Genomic DNA, 18,515 nt, shown 5'->3' on the forward strand with positions numbered 1-18,515 from the left:
AGGCCGCGCCGAGACAGCCGCGAAGCGGCGCAGTCTCGGCGCGGCCTTGCAGTCTCGCGGTCAGACGAGGGCATCCACCGTGCGCGTCGCCGCGTAGCCGACCAGCGGCAGGGCACGGTCAGCCGCGAGCGCGATGCGCGCCTCGAGCACGTCCGAGGCGACCCGATAGCCGTCGAAATCCGTGTTGCTGGCGTAGACGCCAAGCGGCAGCGTCAGCGCCTGGAAGAACGCGAACAGCGGCCGCAACTGGTGCTCGATCATCAGCGCGTGCCGCTCTCCGCCTCCCGTCGCGGCGAGGAGTACCGGCTTGCCGACGAGCTCGTACTGGCCGATGAAGTCGAACAGGTGCTTGAACAGTCCGGTGAACGAGGCGCGGTACACCGGGCTTCCGACGATCAGCAGGTCGGCCTGCTCGATGGCGACGAGCTGCTCCTCGATGTGCGCGGGCAGCTGCTCGCGCTGCAGGGCTCCGGCCAGCGAGGGCCCGATCTCGGTGAGTTCGATCAGCTGGATCTCGGCATCCGCGCGCTCGGCGACGGCGTCCGCGATCGCACGCAGCAGCGCGGTCGTCTTGCTGGGCTCGTGGAGAGAGCCGGAGACGGCGACGATGCGGTAGGGAGCTGTCATAGAGGCGACGTTAGCGACGATGACGCCCTGTGGCACGCGGAGCGACACAGGGCGTCATCGTTCGAAACAGGTCGTCTCAGTTGAACTCGTTCGGGTGGGTTCCCACGCGGCCCGAGCCGTCCAGCGGGTCGAGGGCGTCGATCGCCGCGATCTCGCTGTCCGTCAGGGTGACGTCGAACACGTCGAGGTTCTCGCGCAGACGCTCGATCCGCACCGACTTCGGGAAGACGATGTTTCCCTTCTGCAGGTGCCAGCCGAGCACGATCTGCGCCGGGGTCTTGCCGTGGGATGCCGCGGCGTCTGCGACGGCGGGCGTGCCGAACAGGTCGTACTTGCCCTGGCCGAGCGGGCCCCACGCCTCGATGCGCACGCCGTGGTCGGCGGCCCACGCGGTGACCTCGCGCTGCTGGTACGCCGGGTGCAGCTCGATCTGGTCGACGGCGGGGGTGACGCCGGTCTCCTTCACGACGCGCTCGAGGTGTTCCACGAGGAAGTTCGAGACGCCGATGCTGCGGGTCAGACCCTGTTCGCGCAGCTCGATGAGCTTCGCGAACGCGTGGACGTAGTTGTCCTTGGCCGGGGTCGGCCAGTGCACGAGGTAGAGGTCGACGTGCTCGAGGCCGAGCTTCTCGAGGCTCTCGGCGATCGCGGCGTTCGGCTCGTCGCCGTCGTGGCGGTCGTTCCACAGCTTCGTCGTGATGAACAGCTCGTCCCGGGCGATGCCGCTCTTCGCGATCGCGGCACCCACACCTTCCTCGTTGCCGTAGATCGCGGCGGTGTCGATGTGGCGATAGCCGACCTCGAGTGCCTCGGAGACCGTGCGCTCCGTGTCGACCGGGTCGACCTTGAACACCCCGTAGCCGAGCTGCGGGATCGTGTGACCGTCGTTCAGAGTGATGAGGGGAATCGTCATGCCGTCCAGCCTACGACCTGTGATGACAGGCACGGTCGTCATACGATGGAGGGCTATGTCATCTCCCGTCATCTCCTATCCCCCGGAGCTGCCCGTCAGCGCCGCCCGGGAGGAGATCGCCGCCGCCATCCGCGACAACCAGGTCGTCGTCGTCGCCGGCGCCACCGGGTCGGGCAAGACGACGCAGCTGCCGAAGATCTGCCTCGAACTCGGCCGCGAGAGCATCGCGCACACGCAGCCGCGGCGCCTTGCCGCACGAACGATCGCCGAGCGCGTCGCCGAAGAGCTGCAGGTGGAGCTCGGGGGGCTCGTCGGCTACAAGGTCCGCTTCACCGACCAGGTCTCGGCCGACACGAAGATCGCGCTGATGACCGACGGCATCCTGCTGAACGAGATCCATCGCGACCGGCTTCTGCGCCGCTACGACACGATCATCATCGATGAGGCGCACGAGCGGTCCCTCAACGTGGACTTCCTGCTCGGATACCTCACCCGGATCCTTCCCGAGCGCCCCGACCTCAAGGTCATCATCACCTCGGCCACGATCGACCCCGAGAGCTTCGCGAAGCACTTCGCGCGCCCTTCGACGGGCTCAGGGGCCGATCAGGTGCCGGCACCCGTGATCGAGGTCTCCGGCCGCACCTATCCGGTCGAGATCCGGTACCGGGGCCCCGATGAGGATGCCGAGGAGGACGAGGTCTCCGCGATCGTCGCCGCCCTGCGCGAACTCGACCGCGAGGCACCGGGCGACGTGCTCGTCTTCCTGCCCGGCGAGGCCGAGATCCGGGATGCCGCGGATGCCGTCCGCTCCGCCTACACGTCGACGAAGGCACCCGTCGAGGTGCTCCCCCTGTACGGCAGACTTTCGGCCGCCGAGCAGCACCGCGTGTTCGAGCCGAGCCGTGTCGCGGGCGTCCGACGCCGCGTCATCCTCGCGACCAACGTGGCCGAGACGAGCCTCACGGTCCCCGGCATCAAGTACGTCATCGACACCGGGACCGCGCGCATCTCGCGGTACAGCAACCGCTCCAAGGTGCAGCGGCTGCCGATCGAGGCGATCTCGCAGGCATCCGCGAACCAGCGCTCCGGCCGCGCGGGCCGCACCAGTGACGGCATCGCGATCCGCCTGTACTCCGAGGAGGACTTCGAGAAGCGGCCGGAGTTCACCGAACCCGAGATCCTGCGCACCTCGCTCGCGTCCGTCGTGCTGCAGATGCTGTCGCTCGGATTCGGCGACATCACCGCGTTCCCGTTCCTCACGCCTCCCGACTCGCGCGGCGTCAAGGCCGCCTTCGACCTGCTCACCGAGCTGGGCGCGGTCGACCCGACGGGCTCAGGGACCGCCCGCCTCACGAAGATCGGCCGCGACATCTCGCGCATGCCGATCGATCCGCGGTTCGCACGGATGCTGCTCGAGGCGCAGCGCGGGGGTGTGTCGGAGGATGTGCTGGCCATCGTCGCGGGCATGTCGATCCAGGACGTCCGCGAACGCCCGTCGCAGGATGCGCCGCAGGCGGTCCGGGATGCCGCCGACCGCATGCACGCCCGCTTCACCGACCCCACGAGCGATTTCCTCGCGATCCTCAACCTCTGGAACCACCTGCGCGAGCAGCAGCGGGAGCTCGGATCCAGCGCGTTCCGCCGCATGTGCCGCTCAGAGCATCTGAATTACGTGCGCGTGCGGGAATGGTTCGACGTGCACCGCCAGCTGCGGAGTCTCGTGAAGAGCCCCCACCGCGGGCCGTTGAGCGAGCGGAGCGAGACGAAACGGGTTGAGCGAGCGGAGCGAGTCGAAACCGCACCCCAGGGCCACGCCAACGGCGACGCCATCCACCGCGCGCTGCTCGCGGGCCTGCTGTCGCAGATCGGAATCCTCGACGAGCGGAACGTCAAGGGCACGACCAAGGACAAGAGCAAGAAGGAGAAGCGCCGGACGCCTGAATACCGCGGCGCCCGCGGCATCCGCTTCTCGGTCTTCCCCGGGTCGGGACTGCGCAAGCAGAGCCCGAAGGCCGTCATGGCCGCCGAGATCGTCGAGACCTCCCGCACGTTCGCCCGCACGGTCGCCGCGATCGACCCCGCGTGGGCGGAGGCGCTCGCGGGCGATCTCGCCAAGCGCCAGGTGTCCGAGCCCCACTGGTCGAAGGATGCCGGGGCCGCGATCGCCTACGAGAAGGTCACCCTGTTCGGGGTCGAGATCATCCCCCGTCGCCGCATCCAGTTCGCGCGGGTCGATCGCGCGGCATCCCGCGAGCTGTTCCTGCGGCATGCCCTGGTCGAGGGCGAATGGGACCCGGGACGCATCGACAAGCGCGTCAGTGCTTTCTGGCGCAGCAACCTCGAACTGCGGCGCCGCCTCGAGAAGCTCGAGGAGCGCGAGCGGCGCCGCGACATCCTCGTGGGCGATGAGGCGGTCTTTCGCTTCTACGACGAGCGCGTCCCGGCAGACGTGTTCGACGTGCGCTCCTTCGAGGCGTGGTGGCGCGAGGCGCTGCAGACGACCCCGAAGCTGCTCGTCATGCGCGAGAGCGACCTCATCGAGGACGACGACCGGGCCGACAAGGACGAGTTCCCCACGCGCTGGCGGCAGGGCGACCAGGTGCTCGGCCTCGCCTACCGGTTCGAACCGGGCGCTGCGGATGACGGCGTCAGCGTCGTCGTCCCGCTCGCGCTGCTCGCCCAGATCGAGGATCGCGGGTTCGACTGGCAGGTGCCGGGCCTGCGGGCCGAGCTCGTCACCGCGCTGCTGCGCGCTCTGCCCAAGACCATCCGCCGTCATGTCGTCCCGGCCGCCGACTGGGCGGAGAAGTTCGGCGCCGATCTCGCAGAACAGGGTCCGGAGGGCCACGACGGGCTGCCGGAGCGTTCGCTGAAGGAGGCACTCGCGCGCCTGATCCAGCCGCTCGCCAATCAGCCCGTCGCGGCCTCGGACTTCGACGACGAACGCGTACCGGGGCACCTGCGCATGAACTTCCGCGCGGTCGACGAGCGCGGCAGGGTCGCCGGTTCCGCCCGGGATCTGGGCGACCTGCAGCGATCCCTGTCGGACCGGGCCAGGGCGAGCGTCGCACGGACGATCGCGAAGCCCCAGAAGCCCGACGTCCGTGATGTCGCCACGGCGACGCGTCCGTCGTCGATCGAGAGGCAGGGTCTCACGGCCTGGACCTTTGACGACCTCCCCGAGGTGCTCGACACGCGCGTCGCCGGCGGCGTGGTGCGCGGGTATCCGGCGATCGTCGACGAGGGCAAGACCGTCGCCGTGCGCGTCGAGGCCACAGCGGATGCCGCCGAGCGCCTCACCCGCGACGGCGTGCTGCGGCTGATCCTGCTGAACGTGCCGTCGCCGGCCTCGTATGTGCAGGATCACCTGACATCGCAGGAGAAGCTCGCCCTGGCGGCGTCCCCGTACCCGAACGTCGCCGCCCTCGTCGAAGACTCCCGCCGCGCGGTCGTGCAGGCGACCCTTCGACAGGCTCAGGGATCGACCGCCGCGATCCGCACGAAGGCCGCGTTCGATCAGGCGAGGGATGCGGTCAGCGCCGCCCTCGTCGACGATCTGTTCCAGACGGTCTCTCTCATCGCCCGCATCCTCACGAAGTCGCGGGACGTGGAGCGCGGCATCAAGGCGCAGAACTCGCTCGCGCTGCTCGGCCCGCTGAACGACATCCGCTCGCAGCTGAGCGCCCTCCTGCATCCCGGGTTCGTCTCGGCGGCCGGCGTCGACCGGCTCGCGCACTTCCCCCGCTACCTCGACGGGATGCTCGACCGGCTGAAGACGCTCGCGAACGAGCCGGGCAGGGATCGCGCCCGCATGACCGAGTTCGAGCGCGTCGCGCAGGCGTTCGCGGATGCCGGCGGCACGACCCCGCTGCCCGCCGATGCACCCGCGGCGCTGACCGAGGCGCGCTGGCTGCTCGAGGAGTACCGCATCAGCGTGTTCGCGCAGCGTCTCGGCACCGCGCAGCCGGTGTCGCCCCAGCGCATCGCGAAGGCCCTGCGCCCCTAACCACCCTCCTGACCTCTCCGCCCCACCCCACCCCACCCCCGCCCGTGCACTACTTCGGACCTGAGGCCCGACACGCCGCGGCACGGCGCATCCACGCGGTGTGCCGCCAGCGGCATCCGAAGTCGTGCACAATCAGAGGTCGCGGGGGAAAGGTTCCGGAAGGCCGGTAGCCTGACGGCATGGCTCGCGCGATCGTCTACACAGAACTCGGCTCCCCTGACGTCCTCCGGCTCGTGGACATCCCCGATCCTGTCGCCGGTCCCGGCGAGGTCGTCGTCCGCATCGAAGCGGCCGGTGTCAATCCGCTCGACGCCAAGCGTCGCAGCGGCAAGCGCCCGATGCCGCCGATCACCGAACCCCGCCGGGTCGGGTTCGACGGCGCCGGCACCATCGAGTCCGTCGGCGAAGGCGTCACTGGCTTCTCCGTGGGCGACCGCGTCGCCGTCCGCGATGCATCCGGCACGTACGCCACGCACATCGCCATCTCCGCCGACCACCTCTACGCTCTTCCGGATGCCGTGACCGCCGCTGAGGCCGCCGGTCTCGGCATCCCGGTCGGCACCGCCTATCAGTGCCTGCGCTCGCTCGAGGTCGGCGCGGGCGATGTGCTTCTCGTGCACGCCGGATCCGGTGCGGTCGGGCAGGCGGCCGTCCAGTTCGCCGTCGCCTGGGGTGCAACGGTCGTCGCCACGGCGAGCCCGGCGCGCCACGAGCAGGTGCGCGACCTGGGCGCCATCCCGGTCGCGTACGGCGAGGGCCTCGCAGACCGCGTGCGCGCAGCCGTGGACGGCGACGTCACCGTCGCGCTCGACTGCGCGGGCACCGACGAGGCCATCGAGGTCTCCAAAGAGCTCGTGGCCGACCACGATCGCATCGCGACGATCGTTCGCGGTCCGGATGCTGCGGAACTCGGCATCCGCGCCTTCAGCGGCGGCTCGCCGGTGCCCCTCACCGAGCAGGAGCTCGCCTGGCGGGCCGAGGGCATCGCCGTCGCGATCGACCTGATCGCGAGCGGGGACTTCCAGGTCGAGCTGGGCGCCGAGCTGCCTCTCGCGGAAGCAGCCGAGGCGCATCGCCTGATCGAGGCTCACGAGGCGAACGGCAAGATCACCCTCATCCCGTGAGGCGATCATCGGCAGGAGCCGCGCCACTACGCTGAGAGGATGACTGGACTGCGCTGGGGAATCCTCGCCACGGGCGGCATCGCCCACGCCTTCGCCTCTGATCTGCGCACAGCAGGACTCGACCTCGTCGCGGTGGGCTCGCGCTCGCAGGCATCGGCCGACGCGTTCGCCGCGGAGTTCGGCATCGAGGCTGCGCACGCGTCGTACGAGGCGCTCGTGACCGACCCGGGCGTCGACATCGTGTACGTGTCGACACCGCATCCGATGCATCACGCCACCGCACGCCTGGCACTCGAGAACGGCAAGCACGTGCTCGTGGAGAAGCCGTTCACCCTCAACCGGGCGGAGGCCGCGGACCTGCAGCGGATCGCCGCCGAGCGAGGGCTCCTCGTCATGGAGGCGATGTGGACGCGCTATCTGCCGCACATGGTCCGCATCCGCGAGATCATCGCCGACGGCACCCTGGGCGAGATCCGCGCGGTGACAGCGGATCACACCCAGCTGCTCCCTGCAGACCCGGCGCACCGGCTGAACGCCCTCGAACTGGGCGGAGGTGCTCTGCTCGACCTCGGCATCTACCCCGTCTCGTTCGTCTGGGACGTCCTGGGAGCACCGGAGGCCATCACGGCATCCGGACGGCTCGGCGAGACCGGAGCCGACACCGAGGTCGCCACGATCATGACGCACGCCGGAGGCGCGCTCTCCACGACTCTGTCGTCGTCGCGTGCCGCAGGCGCCACCTCGGCGTCGATCGTCGGCACCGAGGCGCGGATCGAGATCGACCGGGTCTGGTATGCCCCGACGACCTTCCGCGTCATCGCGCCGGACGGCGAGGTGCGCGAGAGCTACGCGTCCGAGGTGGACGGGCGCGGCATGCAGTTCCAGGCCCTCGCGGCCGAGCGGCTCGTGCGGGACGGCATCCTGGAGGGCGATGTCTTGCCCATCGCCGAGAGCGTGGCCATCATGGGAACGCTGGATGAGATCCGGGCGCAGATCGGCGTCCGGTACCCGAGCGAGGAGCGCACCGATGGCTGACCCCCAGGACCCGCGCGTCGCGGTCTACCTCGACTTCGACAACATCGTCATCTCGTGGTTCGACCGGGTGCACGGCCGGAACGCGTACAGCAAGGATCGCCAGCGCATCGCCGAGAACCCGAACGACCCCGAGGTCGAAGCGCGTCTGAAGGAGGCGATGATCCAGGTCGGCGCCATCATCGACTACGCGGCATCCTTCGGCACTCTCGTGCTGACCCGCGCGTACGCGGACTGGTCATCGCCGGTGAACGCCGAGTACCGCTCGCAGCTCGTCGCGCGCGCCGTCGACCTGGTGCAGCTCTTCCCCGCCGCCGCCTACGCGAAGAACGGTGCAGACATCCGGCTGGCGGTGGATGCCGTGGAGGATATGTTCCGCCTCTCCGACCTCACGCACGTCGTGCTCGTCGCCGGAGACAGCGACTACGTGCCGCTCGCCCAGCGCTGCAAGCGGCTCGGCCGCTACGTGATCGGCGTGGGCGTTGCAGGGTCCACGGCGAAGTCGCTCGCAGCGGCCTGCGACGAGTTCGAGTCGTACGACTCGCTGCCAGGGGTCTCCCGACCGGCGCAGAAGAAAGCCGCACCGACCCCTGCTGAAACCGAGGACGAGACGCCGGCGAAGACCAGAGCCACGAGCCGGAGCAGGGCCAAGAAGAAGCCCGCCGAGCAGGATGCCGAGGCGACGCAGCTCAGCGACCAGGACGAGGCGACCGCGCTGCTGCAGCGCGCCCTGCGCCTGGGTCACGACAAGGCCGATGCCGATGAGTGGCTGCACAGCTCGGCCGTGAAGACGCACATGCGCCGCATGGATCCGTCGTTCAGCGAGAAGGGGCTCGGGTACCGGTCGTTCTCGGACTTCCTGAAGTCCCGCGAGCAGATCGCGGAATTCGAGGAGACCGGTCACGAGCGGCTGGTCAGGCTCCGCGAGCGCTGATCCTGCGGTGGACGTCGCGCAGCGCCGGTTCGAGTTCGGGGTGCGCGAAGCGGTAGCCGGCGTCGAGCAGCACCTTCGGCGCGACCCACCTGCTCTTGAGAACGAGCTCGGGTTCGGTGCGCAGCACCCACATGGCGGGCTCCAGCATGAACCGCCACGCCGGCATGCCCAGCGGCATCCGCACGATGCGGCGCAACGTCGCCATCAGTGACCGGTTGTCGCTCTGGGTCGGTGCCGACAGGTTGACGGGCCCCGCGATCGTCGGGGTATCCCGGAGGAATCGGATCGCGCCGACGAGGTCGTCGATGTGGATCCAGCTGAACTTCTGATGCCCCTTCGAGCGCACCCACATCGGTCTGCGCGGCTGGGTCGGATGCGGCCCGATGCCGCGGTAGCGGTTGTGGGGGAACCACCAGCCGTCGATCTGCGGTCCCCCGAGGCCGAGCCGGGCGAGGCGGAAAAGCATCTTCGTCGCCGGCCCGTCGCCCAGGACGATCGTGATGCGCATCGCGACGCGGCGCGTGTTCGGGAGCTCGAGACGGAACAGCTCCTCCTCCCAGGCCAGAGCGACGTCGGGAGAGAACCCCGTGTCGTAGTCGGTGTCGGCCTCGGTCTGCGCCCGGTCGAGCGCGTAGCGGTACACGGTCGCGCTGCTCGAGTTCAGCCACACGGTCGGCGGACGCTCCGAGCGGGCGATCGCCTCGCCGAGCATCCTGGTCGTGTCGATGCGCGAGCGCAGGATCTCGTCGCGATTGGCGTCGTCGTAACGGCAGTCGACGATCCGCCCCGCGAGCCCGATGACGAGGTCGGCGCCGTCGACGACGCGCAGAACGGATGCCGGGTCGTCCCAGGTCGCATCAGGACCCGACCGGCCGATCACACTGACCTCGTACCCGTCGGCTTCGAGGGCGCTCGCGAGCGCCCTGCCGAGGAAGCCCGATCCGCCGCCCAGGACGGCGCGCTTCGGCGCGCTCAGGATGCGTCGCCCTCGTCGTGCCGCCGCTTGGCGATCTCCTCGCGCAGGCGCCATTCCTCGATCTCGCGGTCGAGATCGGCGATCTGCTGCTCGGTCGTGCGGGCATCGGCCGGCGGGGCGTACCGCGATGCGGTCGGTGCCTGCGTGCGGGCTTCGCGCCGCGGCATCCGGGGCAGCGAGACACCGCCGCCGCCGTACTCGCGACCGATCAGGAACCACAGGATGCTGCCGATCATCGGCAGCAGCACGACGAGGAGGATCCAGACCAGCTTCGGCAGGTGCTTCACCTGCGACTCGTCACGGGTGATGATGTCGATCAGTGCGACGATCATCACGGCGATGATGAGGATGGAGACGAACGGCATGCCCTCAGCGTAGACGACGGCTGGTTGAATGAGCAGGTGCCGTTTCTGACTTCCCCCTCGCCCGTCGTCCTCACCGGTGCTCTCGTCGAGCTGCGTCCGCTGGACCGCTCGCATGCCGACGGTCTGATGGATGCCGTCAGCGAGGGCGACCTGTGGCAGACGGCCTGGTACACCTCCGTGCCCGCCCCGGACGGCGTCGCCGACGAGATCGAACGGCGCCTCGCCCTGAGGGACACCGGCGAGATGGTGCCGTTCACGGCGTTCGACGCCGCGGGGCGCGTGATCGGGATGACGTCGTACTACGACCTCGACGCATCCGTGCCCCGGCTGCACATCGGCTACACGTGGAATCGCCCGTCGGCCCACGGCACCGGGACGAACGCCGAGTCGAAGCTGCTGCTCATGCGGCACGCATTCGAGACGCTCGGCGTGTACCGGGTGGGGTTGACGACGCAGTGGGTGAACTTCCAGTCCCGCGCGGCGATCGAACGGCTGGGCGCGAAGCAGGACGGCGTGATGCGGGCGATCTCGCGGTACCGGAACGGCGCCCTGCGCGACAGCGTCGAGTACTCCGTCATCGAGCCGGAGTGGCCCGCGGTCAGGGCGAACCTCGAAGCGCGGCTCGCGAAGCGCCGCTCGAGGTGACGCTGCGCGTGCGGGGACGCGTGCTCAGGGCAACAGGTGACCGGCTGCCCGGAACAGCTCGTACCACTCCGCGCGGGTGAGGACGATGTCGGAGCCGGCCGCGGCATCCGCGACGCGCTGCGGGGTGGTCGTGCCGAGCACGACCTGCATGTTCGCCGGGTGGCGCGTGATCCACGCCGTCGCGATGCCTGTCGGCGTCACGTCGTACCGGGCGGCCAGGCGATCGATGACCGCGTTGAGCTCGGGGTGGTCGGGGTTGCCGAGGAAGACCCCGCTGAAGAAGCCCGCCTGGAACGGCGACCACGCCTGCAGGGTGATGCCGTTGATGCGGCAGTACTCGACGATGCCGCCGCCGTCGCGGACGATGCTCTGCTCTTCGCCGAGCATGTTCATCGCGATCGGCTGCGTGATGATCGGAGCGTGCGTGATCGACAGCTGCACCTGGTTGGCGATGAGCGGCTGCCGCACGGCCGTCCGCAGCAGGTCGATCTGACGCGGGGTGTGGTTCGAGACGCCGAAGGCGCGCACCTTGCCCGACGATTCGAGCTCGTCGAATGCTCGGGCGACCTCATCGGGTTCGACGAGCGCGTCCGGCCGGTGCAGCAGCAGCACGTCGAGGTAGTCGGTGCCGAGCGCCCGCAGAGACCCGTCGACCTGCGCGACGATGTGCTCGTAGGAGAAGTCGAACATCCCCTCGGCCGGAACGATGCCGCACTTGGTCTGCAGTGTGATCTCGGACCGCTCGGACGGACTCAGTTTCAGCGCATCGCCGAACCTCTGCTCGCAGGCGTGCATGGCACCGCCGTAGATGTCGGCGTGGTCGAAGAAGTCGATCCCGGCGTCACGCGCGGTGCGGTACAGCTCGCTGATCTGCGCGTCGTCCTTGTCGGAGATGCGCATCATCCCCGCGATGACCGCGGGTGCCGTCGTGGATCCGAAGGGAACGGACTTCATCAGTTGGCGGCCGGGCCGCCGTCCCAGTTGTTCGAGCGGCGGGTGGCGCCGCTCTTGCCCTCGCGCATCATCCACGCCATCGACAGGCAGACCAGGGCGAGGCCGGCGCAGAACGTGAGCGCCTGGAAGTCCATCGGCACGCCGTGCGAGATGCCCATCACCCAGATCCCGCCGACGAACATGACCAAGAAGATGATGAAGCTGAGAATCACGGCTGCCTCCTGTTGTGAATGCTCACTCCAGGATAGTCGGCGGACCGGCCGTCCTGTTCACGAGAGCTGGTCGAGCACGAGCTCCCCGCGGGCGCTGAGACTCTCCATCATCCTTTCGACGCGCTTCGAATCGATCATCGGCATCGTCGAGCCGTCGAAGGAGAGGATCAACGGGATGCTCGGATTCATCCAGATCGTGAGACGCCCTCCGTCGCCGCTGCCCTCGGGCAGCCAGGTCATCATGAAGCTCTCGTGGCGACGGAGCTTCGTCCCGATGACGATCTTCAGGTGGGCGAGAGTGTCGTCGTCGACCTTGATCGGCGGGCGGGAGCTGTTGTATTCGAGGGTTCCCATAGCGTGCAGACTCCGCTTCAGAAGTCCCAGTCCTCGTCCTCGGTGGCCTCGGCCTTGCCGATGACGTACGAGGAGCCCGAGCCCGAGAAGAAGTCGTGGTTCTCATCGGCGTTCGGCGACAGGGCCGACAGGATCGCCGGGTTCACGTTCGTCACGGTCGACGGGAACATCGCCTCGTAGCCGAGGTTCATCAGCGCCTTGTTGGCGTTGTAGTGCAGGAACTTCTTGACGTCCTCGGTGAGACCGACGCCGTCGTAGAGGTCCTGCGTGTACTGGACCTCGTTCTCGTAGAGCTCGAAGAGCAGGTTGAAGGTGTAGTCCTTCAGCTCGTCGCGGCGCTCCTGGGTCTCCTTCTCGAGACCCTTCTGGAACTTGTAGCCGATGTAGTAGCCGTGCACGGCCTCGTCGCGGATGATGAGGCGGATGAGGTCGGCGGTGTTCGTCAACTTCGCCTTCGACGACCAGTAGATCGGCAGGTAGAAGCCCGAGTAGAAGAGGAACGACTCCAGCAGCGTGGATGCGACCTTGCGCTTGAGCGGGTCGTCGCCCTGGTAGTAGTCCATGATGATCTGCGCCTTCTTCTGAAGGTTCGGATTCTCCGTGGACCACCGGAATGCCTCGTCGATCTCCTTCGTCGACGCGAGGGTCGAGAAGATCGACGAGTAGCTCTTGGCGTGCACCGACTCCATGAACGCGATGTTCGTGTACACCGCCTCCTCGTGCGGCGTGATCGCGTCGGGGATCAGCGAGACGGCCCCGACCGTGCCCTGGATCGTGTCGAGCAGCGTCAAGCCGGTGAACACGCGCATCGTGAGCAGCTGCTCCTCGGGGGTGAGCGTGTTCCACGACTGCACGTCGTTCGACAGCGGCACCTTCTCGGGCAGCCAGAAGTTGTTCACCAGACGGTTCCAGACCTCGAGGTCCTTGTCGTCGATGATGCGGTTCCAGTTGATCGCCTGCACGTGCTCGACCAGCTTGAGCGATTCGGGGGTCATCTCTTCTTTTCTCTCTCCGTGACCAGAACTGTATTCACATGCCTCAGAGCATGCAGCTGACGCACTCGCTCATGTCGGTGCCCTCGAGGGCGAGCTGACGCAGGCGGATGTAGTAGATCGTCTTGATGCCCTTGCGCCATGCGTAGATCTGCGCCTTGTTGATGTCACGCGTGGTGGCCGTGTCCTTGAAGAACAGCGTCAGCGACAGGCCCTGGTCGACGTGCTGCGTGGCCGCGGCGTACGTGTCGATGACCTTCTCGTAGCCGATCTCGTAGGCGTCCTGGTAGTACTCCAGGTTCTCGTTCGTCATGAACGGCGCCGGGTAGTAGACGCGACCGAGCTTGCCCTCCTTGCGGATCTCGATCTTCGACGCGATCGGGTGGATCGACGACGTCGAGTTGTTGATGTACGAGATCGAGCCGGTCGGCGGAACGGCCTGCAGGTTCTGGTTGTAGATGCCGTGCTTCTGGATGCTGTCCTTGAGCTCGACCCAGTCGGCCTGCGTGGGGATGCTGTGACCGGCGAAGAGCTCCTTGACCTTCTCCGTCGTGGGAACCCATGCCTGGTCGATGTACTTGTCGAAGAACTCGCCCGACGCGTACGTCGAGTCCTCGAAGCCGTCGAAGGCGACGCCGCGCTCGATCGAGAGCTTGTTCGAGGCGCGCAGCGCGTGGTACAGCACCGTGTAGAAGTAGATGTTCGTGAAGTCGAGCCCCTCTTCGGAGCCGTAGTGCACGTGCTCGCGGGCGAGGTAGCCGTGCAGGTTCATCTGCCCGAGGCCGATCGCGTGCGAACGGTCGTTGCCGTCCTCGATCGAGCGCACCGACGAGATGTGGCTCTGGTTGCTGACCGCGGTGAGGCCGCGGATCGCGGTCTCGACGGTCGCGCCGAGGTCTCCCCCGTCCATCGCGAGCGCGATGTTCATCGAGCCGAGGTTGCAGGAGATGTCCTTGCCGATCTGGTCGTACGACAGATCGTCGTTGTACGTGGTCGGCGTGTTCACCTGCAGGATCTCGCTGCAGAGGTTCGACATGTTGATCCGACCCTTGATCGGGTTGGCCTTGTTCACCGTGTCCTCGAACATGATGTACGGGTAGCCCGACTCGAACTGGATCTCGGCGATGGTCTGGAAGAATTCGCGCGCGTTGATCTTGGTCTTCTTGATCCGCGGGTCGTCGACCATCTCGCGGTACTTCTCGGTGACCGAGATGTCACCGAACGGCACACCGTAGACCTTCTCGACGTCGTACGGCGAGAAGAGGTACATGTCTTCGCCGTTCTTGGCGAGCTCGAACGTGATGTCGGGCACGACGACGCCGAGCGACAGCGTCTTGATGCGGATCTTCTCGTCGGCGTTCTCGCGCTTGGTGTCGAGGAAGCGCATGATGTCGGGGTGGTGCGCGTTGAGGTACACCGCACCCGCGCCCTGACGGGCACCGAGCTGGTTGGCGTAGCTGAAGCTGTCTTCGAGAAGCTTCATGACCGGGATGATGCCGCTGGACTGGTTCTCGATCTGCTTGATCGGCGCACCGGACTCGCGGATGTTCGACAGCAGCAGCGCCACGCCGCCGCCGCGCTTGCTCAGCTGCAGCGACGAGTTGATCCCGCGCGAGATCGACTCCATGTTGTCCTCGATGCGCAGCAGGAAGCAGCTGACGAGCTCGCCGCGCTGCGCCTTGCCCGCGTTGAGGAAGGTCGGGGTGGCCGGCTGAAAGCGACCGGAGATGATCTCCTCGACGAGGTCGATCGCGATCTGCTCGTCGCCGTCGGCGAGGCCGAGCGCGGTCATGACGACGCGATCCTCGAAGCGCTCGAGGTAGCGCTTGCCGTCGAAGGTCTTCAGCGTGTAGCTCGTGTAGTACTTGAAGGCGCCGAGGAAGGTCTCGAAGCGGAACTTCTTCGAGTAGGCCAGGTCGTTGAGCTTCTGGATGAACTCCAGCGAGTACTTCGCGATGAGCTCGCCCTCGTAATACTCCTTCTCGACGAGGTAGTCCAGGCGCTCCTTGAGGGAGTGGAAGAACACGGTGTTCTGGTTGACGTGCTGCAGGAAGTACTCCCGCGCCGCGCGCTTGTCGGCGTCGAACTGGATCTGCCCGTTCGCGTCGTAGAGGTTGAGCATCGCGTTGAGCGCGTGATAGTCGAGCCCTTCGTATGCGGGGTTGACCTTGAACGCCACCTGCTCGGTCACTGCCTGCTCGTCAACTGCAATGTCCACCATCGATCCAATCCGTCGCTCACGCGATCAACGTCGTCCTGCGTGCCGAATACTTCGAGCCGGTACAAGTGCGGCACATGACACTTGCGGCTGATGATGTCACCGGCGAGGCAGAACGCGTCGCCGAAGTTGGTGTTGCCTGCGGAGATCACTCCGCGCAGGAGATTCCGGTTGTTCTCGTCATTGAGGAACCGGATCACCTGCTTGGGCACAGCGCCCTTCTCCTCGCCCCTGCCCTGACCACCGCCGTATGTGGGGGTGACGAGGACGAAGGGTTCGTCGATGACCAGCGGCTCATCCGCGCGGTACAGCGGGATGCGGCGAGCCGGCAGGCCGAGCTTCTCGATGAACCTGGCCGTGTTGCCCGAGGTGCTGGAGAAGTAGACCAGGAGCGGCGCCCGGGTGGCCACCGCAGTCATGATCGGCGCCCTTACGCCAGACGGGCCGCGAGCTCGTCGATCTTGTCGGGGCGGAAGCCCGACCAGTGACCCTCGTCGGTGACGACGACGGGTGCCTGCATGTAGCCGAGCGCCTTGACCTGCTCGAGCGCTGCGGCGTCCTCGGAGAGGTCGTGGATCTCGTACTCGATGCCCTTCGCATCGAGCGCGCGGTAGGTCGCGTTGCACTGCACGCACGAAGGCTTGGTGTAGACCGTGATCGACATGTTCTTTCCCCTCAGATCAAAGTTTTCCGACAGACCCCCCGTCGGGATCTCAATACTACATATGGGGACGGACATTAGGAGTGACCACAAGGGATAGTAGTTACATCCGTGTAGTTTTCCACCGTTCTCCACTGGTTACAACACAGGTTGTCCACCGTTTCATCCACAGTCCCGAGGTCGATTCCGAGCCTCGAGATGCGCGTGATCTCGCTGTTCTCAGGAGCCGTTCAGAAATCCATCCACAGACCGGACTCTACGGCGAGCCTCTGACACTCGATTTCCTGTGGAAAGCGTCGCGCGGCGTGTCGCGGCGTGTCGCGATGCCGACGTGCGTGCACGGGGCGTTCGACGCCCACTAGCGTTGTCCCGTGGCGGGATATCGGGACCTTCTTCGCACCCCAGGCGTCGGGCGCATGATCGCGTCTCAACTGACGGCGCGCTTCCCCAGCGGGATGACCTCGCTCGCCGTGCTCCTGCATGTCGAGCAGCAGACCGGTTCGTACGGCGCCGCAGGGCTCGTCCTCGCGGCCACCTCGATCGGCCAGGCCGTCGCGGGTCCCGTGACCAGCCGCTGGATGGGCGTGTGGGGCATGCGCCGCGTCATCTCGCTGACGGCCATCGTGTGCACCCTCGCCGTCCTCGGTCTCGCCCTGCTGCCCCTGAACGTGCCCGGGTATATGGCGCTCGGCATGCTCGCGGGCCTGTCCACCCCGCCGATCCAGTCCGCCGTGCGCACGATCTATCCCAAGCTCGTCAACTCCTCGCAGCTGACCCCTCTGTTCTCTCTGGATGCCTCTCTGCAGGAGATCATCTGGATCCTCGCCCCGGTCGTCATCACCCTCGTCTCGACCCAGGTCGGCACCACCGAGGGCCTCCTCCTCGTCGCGATCATCCTCGTCCTCGGCTGCGGCTGGTTCATCGCCGCTCCCGAACTCGGAAGGGTCCGTATCCCGCGCAGCCGGCGAAGCCTCGGCAAGGTGCTGCTCAAGCCCCCGGTGATGCTGGCGACGGTGATCGGATTCCTCCTCATCGGCGCGTGCTCGGCCGTCGAGGTCGGCGTCGTGGCGACCTTCGACCACGGCAGCCTGGAGGCCGGGCTCGTGCTGGCGGTCTTCTCGGTGGGCAGCCTCGTCGGCGGCCTCTCGTTCGGTCACATTCCCATCGGCCCGTGGGCGATGGCCCGTCGCCTCATCCTCGTGACGGTCGGTCTCGCCCTGACCATGGTGATGCTGAACATCTTCTGGCTCGGCGGCGCCCTCTTCATCGCCGGGCTCGGCATCGCTCCGGCCCTGGCCGTACTGTTCGCGATAACGACGGCGAGCGTGAAGTTCAGCGAGACGGCCGAGGCGTTCGGCTGGGCGGGTACCGGGCAGCTGATCGGTGCCGCCGCCGGCTCGGCGATCGCCGGGTTCCTCGTCGACGGCACCGGCGGAGCGCAGGGAGCCTATCTCGCCGCGGCGCTGTTCGCTATCGTCGGTGTCATCGTGTCCGCCGCGTTCGTCCGGTTCCTGCCGGACCTGCGCCATCGCGATCCCAGCCCGTTCCCCGACACCGAACCTGTGACGACGATCTCACCCACATGATTGCTTCCACCGACGCCTCCGCCACCCCCGACATCATCTGCATCGGCGAGACCATGGCCCTCGTGACCCCGACGGATGCTCCGCTCGCGGGCGCGCATCAGGCGACCATCAGCCTCGCCGGCGCAGAGTCCAACGTCGCCGCCGGCATCGCCGCCGCCGGACGCACCGTCGCGTGGGCGTCACGCCTCGGCGACGACCCGCTCGGCATCCGCATCTCCACCGAACTTGCCCGCCGGGGCATCCAGTTGTGGACCGAGACCGACGACGTCGCCCCCACCGGGGTCATGTTCAAGGACCCGGGTGCCGAAGGATCGTCGGTGCTCTACTACCGCCGCGCCTCGGCGGCATCCCGCATGTCACCCGGCTTCCTCGCACCCGAACGCCTCGCCGGCGCACGGATCGTGCACACCACCGGCATCACGCCCGCGCTCTCGCCGTCGACACGGGCCATGGTCGATCAGCTCTTCGATGACGCGCGGACCGCGGGCGCGCGCGTCTCGTTCGATGTGAACGACCGGCGCGCCCTGTGGTCGAGGCAGGATGCCGCCGACACGCTCGCGCGACTGGCCGACGCCGCCGACATCACCTTCGTCGGGCGCGACGAGGCCGAGCGCATCTGGGGCACGGCGACGGCATCCGAGATCCGGCAGTTCCTGCCCGGGTGCTCGCTCCTCGTCGTCAAGGACGGCGATGTCGGAGCTACCGCGTTCGACGGCGACGCCGAACCCGTGTTCGTCCCGGCGCCGACGGTCGACGTCGTCGAACCGGTGGGCGCGGGCGACGCCTTCGCCGCCGGATTCCTCGCCGCCACGCTCGAGGACCGCCCTATGGCAGAGCGCCTGCAGGCGGGCCACAACGCCGCAGCGCGAGTGCTGCGCATCGCCGCGGACATGCCGCCCATCGACTGATGTCGCAC

Annotated in this window: 18 protein-coding genes; 7 read left to right on the forward strand and 11 right to left on the reverse strand. The window is 67.6% G+C overall.

Going from position 1 to position 18,515, the window contains the following annotated elements:
* Positions 1-60 precede the first annotated feature (60 nt).
* Both msuE and AB0269_RS12735 read right to left on the reverse strand, forming a co-directional pair.
* Positions 61-627 (reverse strand): FMN reductase, encoded by a 567-nt coding sequence (msuE, locus tag AB0269_RS12730; RefSeq protein WP_366211642.1) that lies wholly within the window; start codon positions 625-627, stop codon positions 61-63.
* A 76-nt stretch (positions 628-703) separates the two neighbouring features.
* A complete protein-coding gene (locus AB0269_RS12735) occupies positions 704-1,540 on the reverse strand; it encodes an aldo/keto reductase (protein ID WP_366211643.1) in 837 nt (278 codons plus the stop codon).
* Positions 1,541-1,562: 22 nt separating this feature from the next.
* On the opposite strand from AB0269_RS12735, the gene hrpA reads away from it, so the two are divergent.
* From hrpA to AB0269_RS12755, 4 genes are all read left to right on the forward strand, one after another.
* The gene (gene hrpA / locus AB0269_RS12740) at positions 1,563-5,546 is read left to right on the forward strand and encodes an ATP-dependent RNA helicase HrpA (RefSeq protein ID WP_366211644.1); all 3,984 of its coding nucleotides are present in this window, start codon (positions 1,563-1,565) and stop codon (positions 5,544-5,546) included.
* Between the two features lie 179 nt (positions 5,547-5,725).
* On the forward strand, positions 5,726-6,670 hold the full coding sequence (locus AB0269_RS12745; RefSeq protein ID WP_366211645.1) for an NADP-dependent oxidoreductase: 945 nt from the start codon (positions 5,726-5,728) through the stop codon (positions 6,668-6,670).
* A 39-nt stretch (positions 6,671-6,709) separates the two neighbouring features.
* Positions 6,710-7,705 carry a Gfo/Idh/MocA family oxidoreductase gene (locus AB0269_RS12750; RefSeq protein WP_366211646.1) on the forward strand — a complete coding sequence of 332 codons (996 nt, stop codon included), beginning with the start codon at positions 6,710-6,712 and terminating at the stop codon, positions 7,703-7,705.
* Positions 7,698-8,636, forward strand: a complete 939-nt coding sequence (locus AB0269_RS12755) for an NYN domain-containing protein (RefSeq protein WP_366211647.1) — start codon at positions 7,698-7,700, stop codon at positions 8,634-8,636. Before AB0269_RS12750 ends, AB0269_RS12755 begins: the two co-directional genes overlap by 8 nt.
* On the opposite strand, the gene AB0269_RS12760 is transcribed toward AB0269_RS12755, so the two are convergent.
* Together AB0269_RS12760 and AB0269_RS12765 are read right to left on the reverse strand one after the other, a co-directional pair.
* Positions 8,617-9,666, reverse strand: a complete 1,050-nt coding sequence (locus AB0269_RS12760) for a DUF1731 domain-containing protein (protein WP_366211648.1) — start codon at positions 9,664-9,666, stop codon at positions 8,617-8,619. The genes AB0269_RS12755 and AB0269_RS12760 overlap by 20 nt on opposite strands.
* On the reverse strand, positions 9,609-9,977 hold the full coding sequence (locus AB0269_RS12765) for a PLDc N-terminal domain-containing protein (RefSeq protein ID WP_366211649.1): 369 nt from the start codon (positions 9,975-9,977) through the stop codon (positions 9,609-9,611). The genes AB0269_RS12760 and AB0269_RS12765 overlap by 58 nt, the downstream gene beginning before the upstream one ends.
* Positions 9,978-10,013: 36 nt before the next feature.
* On the opposite strand from AB0269_RS12765, the gene AB0269_RS12770 reads away from it, so the two are divergent.
* Entirely contained in the window at positions 10,014-10,622 is a 609-nt protein-coding gene (locus AB0269_RS12770; protein WP_366211650.1) for a GNAT family protein, read from the forward strand.
* 24 nt (positions 10,623-10,646) lie between these two features.
* Here AB0269_RS12770 and AB0269_RS12775 read toward each other — a convergent pair whose 3' ends face one another.
* The 7 genes from AB0269_RS12775 to nrdH are packed head-to-tail and all read right to left on the reverse strand — an operon-like array spanning position 10,647 to position 16,016.
* Complete coding sequence (locus tag AB0269_RS12775; RefSeq protein ID WP_366211651.1) at positions 10,647-11,576, reverse strand: aldo/keto reductase; 930 nt, start codon at positions 11,574-11,576, stop codon at positions 10,647-10,649.
* On the reverse strand, positions 11,576-11,788 hold the full coding sequence (locus tag AB0269_RS12780) for a hypothetical protein (protein WP_175985483.1): 213 nt from the start codon (positions 11,786-11,788) through the stop codon (positions 11,576-11,578). Before AB0269_RS12780 ends, AB0269_RS12775 begins: the two co-directional genes overlap by 1 nt.
* Positions 11,789-11,845: 57 nt before the next feature.
* Positions 11,846-12,142, reverse strand: a complete 297-nt coding sequence (locus AB0269_RS12785) for a hypothetical protein (protein WP_366211652.1) — start codon at positions 12,140-12,142, stop codon at positions 11,846-11,848.
* A 17-nt stretch (positions 12,143-12,159) separates the two neighbouring features.
* Complete coding sequence (gene nrdF, locus AB0269_RS12790; protein WP_366211653.1) at positions 12,160-13,137, reverse strand: class 1b ribonucleoside-diphosphate reductase subunit beta; 978 nt, start codon at positions 13,135-13,137, stop codon at positions 12,160-12,162.
* A 43-nt stretch (positions 13,138-13,180) separates the two neighbouring features.
* Positions 13,181-15,325 carry a class 1b ribonucleoside-diphosphate reductase subunit alpha gene (nrdE, locus tag AB0269_RS12795; RefSeq protein WP_366211654.1) on the reverse strand — a complete coding sequence of 715 codons (2,145 nt, stop codon included), beginning with the start codon at positions 15,323-15,325 and terminating at the stop codon, positions 13,181-13,183.
* Positions 15,322-15,771, reverse strand: coding sequence for a class Ib ribonucleoside-diphosphate reductase assembly flavoprotein NrdI (gene nrdI / locus AB0269_RS12800; protein WP_366211655.1), 450 nt, complete (start codon positions 15,769-15,771; stop codon positions 15,322-15,324). The genes nrdE and nrdI overlap by 4 nt, the downstream gene beginning before the upstream one ends.
* Positions 15,772-15,782: 11 nt before the next feature.
* Entirely contained in the window at positions 15,783-16,016 is a 234-nt protein-coding gene (nrdH, locus tag AB0269_RS12805; protein ID WP_120228032.1) for a glutaredoxin-like protein NrdH, read from the reverse strand.
* 368 nt (positions 16,017-16,384) lie between these two features.
* Between nrdH and AB0269_RS12810 the strand changes: the two genes are divergently transcribed.
* Together AB0269_RS12810 and AB0269_RS12815 are read left to right on the forward strand one after the other, a co-directional pair.
* Positions 16,385-17,599, forward strand: a complete 1,215-nt coding sequence (locus AB0269_RS12810; protein ID WP_366211656.1) for an MFS transporter — start codon at positions 16,385-16,387, stop codon at positions 17,597-17,599.
* Complete coding sequence (locus AB0269_RS12815; protein WP_366211657.1) at positions 17,596-18,507, forward strand: sugar kinase; 912 nt, start codon at positions 17,596-17,598, stop codon at positions 18,505-18,507. The genes AB0269_RS12810 and AB0269_RS12815 overlap by 4 nt, the downstream gene beginning before the upstream one ends.
* The last annotated feature ends 8 nt before the right edge of the window (positions 18,508-18,515 follow it).

Origin of the sequence: Microbacterium sp. NPDC077644 (assembly GCF_040702785.1) — a bacterium.
GTDB lineage: Bacteria > Actinomycetota > Actinomycetes > Actinomycetales > Microbacteriaceae > Microbacterium.

Coding starts and splice junctions, on each gene's coding strand:
- msuE (WP_366211642.1), bottom strand. CDS start 627: ATGACAGCTCCCTACCGCATCGTCGCCGTCTCCGGCTCTCTCCACGAG.
- AB0269_RS12735 (WP_366211643.1), bottom strand. CDS start 1,540: ATGACGATTCCCCTCATCACTCTGAACGACGGTCACACGATCCCGCAG.
- hrpA (WP_366211644.1), top strand. CDS start 1,563: ATGACAGGCACGGTCGTCATACGATGGAGGGCTATGTCATCTCCCGTC.
- AB0269_RS12745 (WP_366211645.1), top strand. CDS start 5,726: ATGGCTCGCGCGATCGTCTACACAGAACTCGGCTCCCCTGACGTCCTC.
- AB0269_RS12750 (WP_366211646.1), top strand. CDS start 6,710: ATGACTGGACTGCGCTGGGGAATCCTCGCCACGGGCGGCATCGCCCAC.
- AB0269_RS12755 (WP_366211647.1), top strand. CDS start 7,698: ATGGCTGACCCCCAGGACCCGCGCGTCGCGGTCTACCTCGACTTCGAC.
- AB0269_RS12760 (WP_366211648.1), bottom strand. CDS start 9,666: ATGGCGCCTGCGCGAGGAGATCGCCAAGCGGCGGCACGACGAGGGCGA.
- AB0269_RS12765 (WP_366211649.1), bottom strand. CDS start 9,977: ATGCCGTTCGTCTCCATCCTCATCATCGCCGTGATGATCGTCGCACTG.
- AB0269_RS12775 (WP_366211651.1), bottom strand. CDS start 11,576: ATGAAGTCCGTTCCCTTCGGATCCACGACGGCACCCGCGGTCATCGCG.
- AB0269_RS12785 (WP_366211652.1), bottom strand. CDS start 12,142: ATGGGAACCCTCGAATACAACAGCTCCCGCCCGCCGATCAAGGTCGAC.
- nrdF (WP_366211653.1), bottom strand. CDS start 13,137: ATGACCCCCGAATCGCTCAAGCTGGTCGAGCACGTGCAGGCGATCAAC.
- nrdI (WP_366211655.1), bottom strand. CDS start 15,771: ATGACTGCGGTGGCCACCCGGGCGCCGCTCCTGGTCTACTTCTCCAGC.
- nrdH (WP_120228032.1), bottom strand. CDS start 16,016: ATGTCGATCACGGTCTACACCAAGCCTTCGTGCGTGCAGTGCAACGCG.
- AB0269_RS12815 (WP_366211657.1), top strand. CDS start 17,596: ATGATTGCTTCCACCGACGCCTCCGCCACCCCCGACATCATCTGCATC.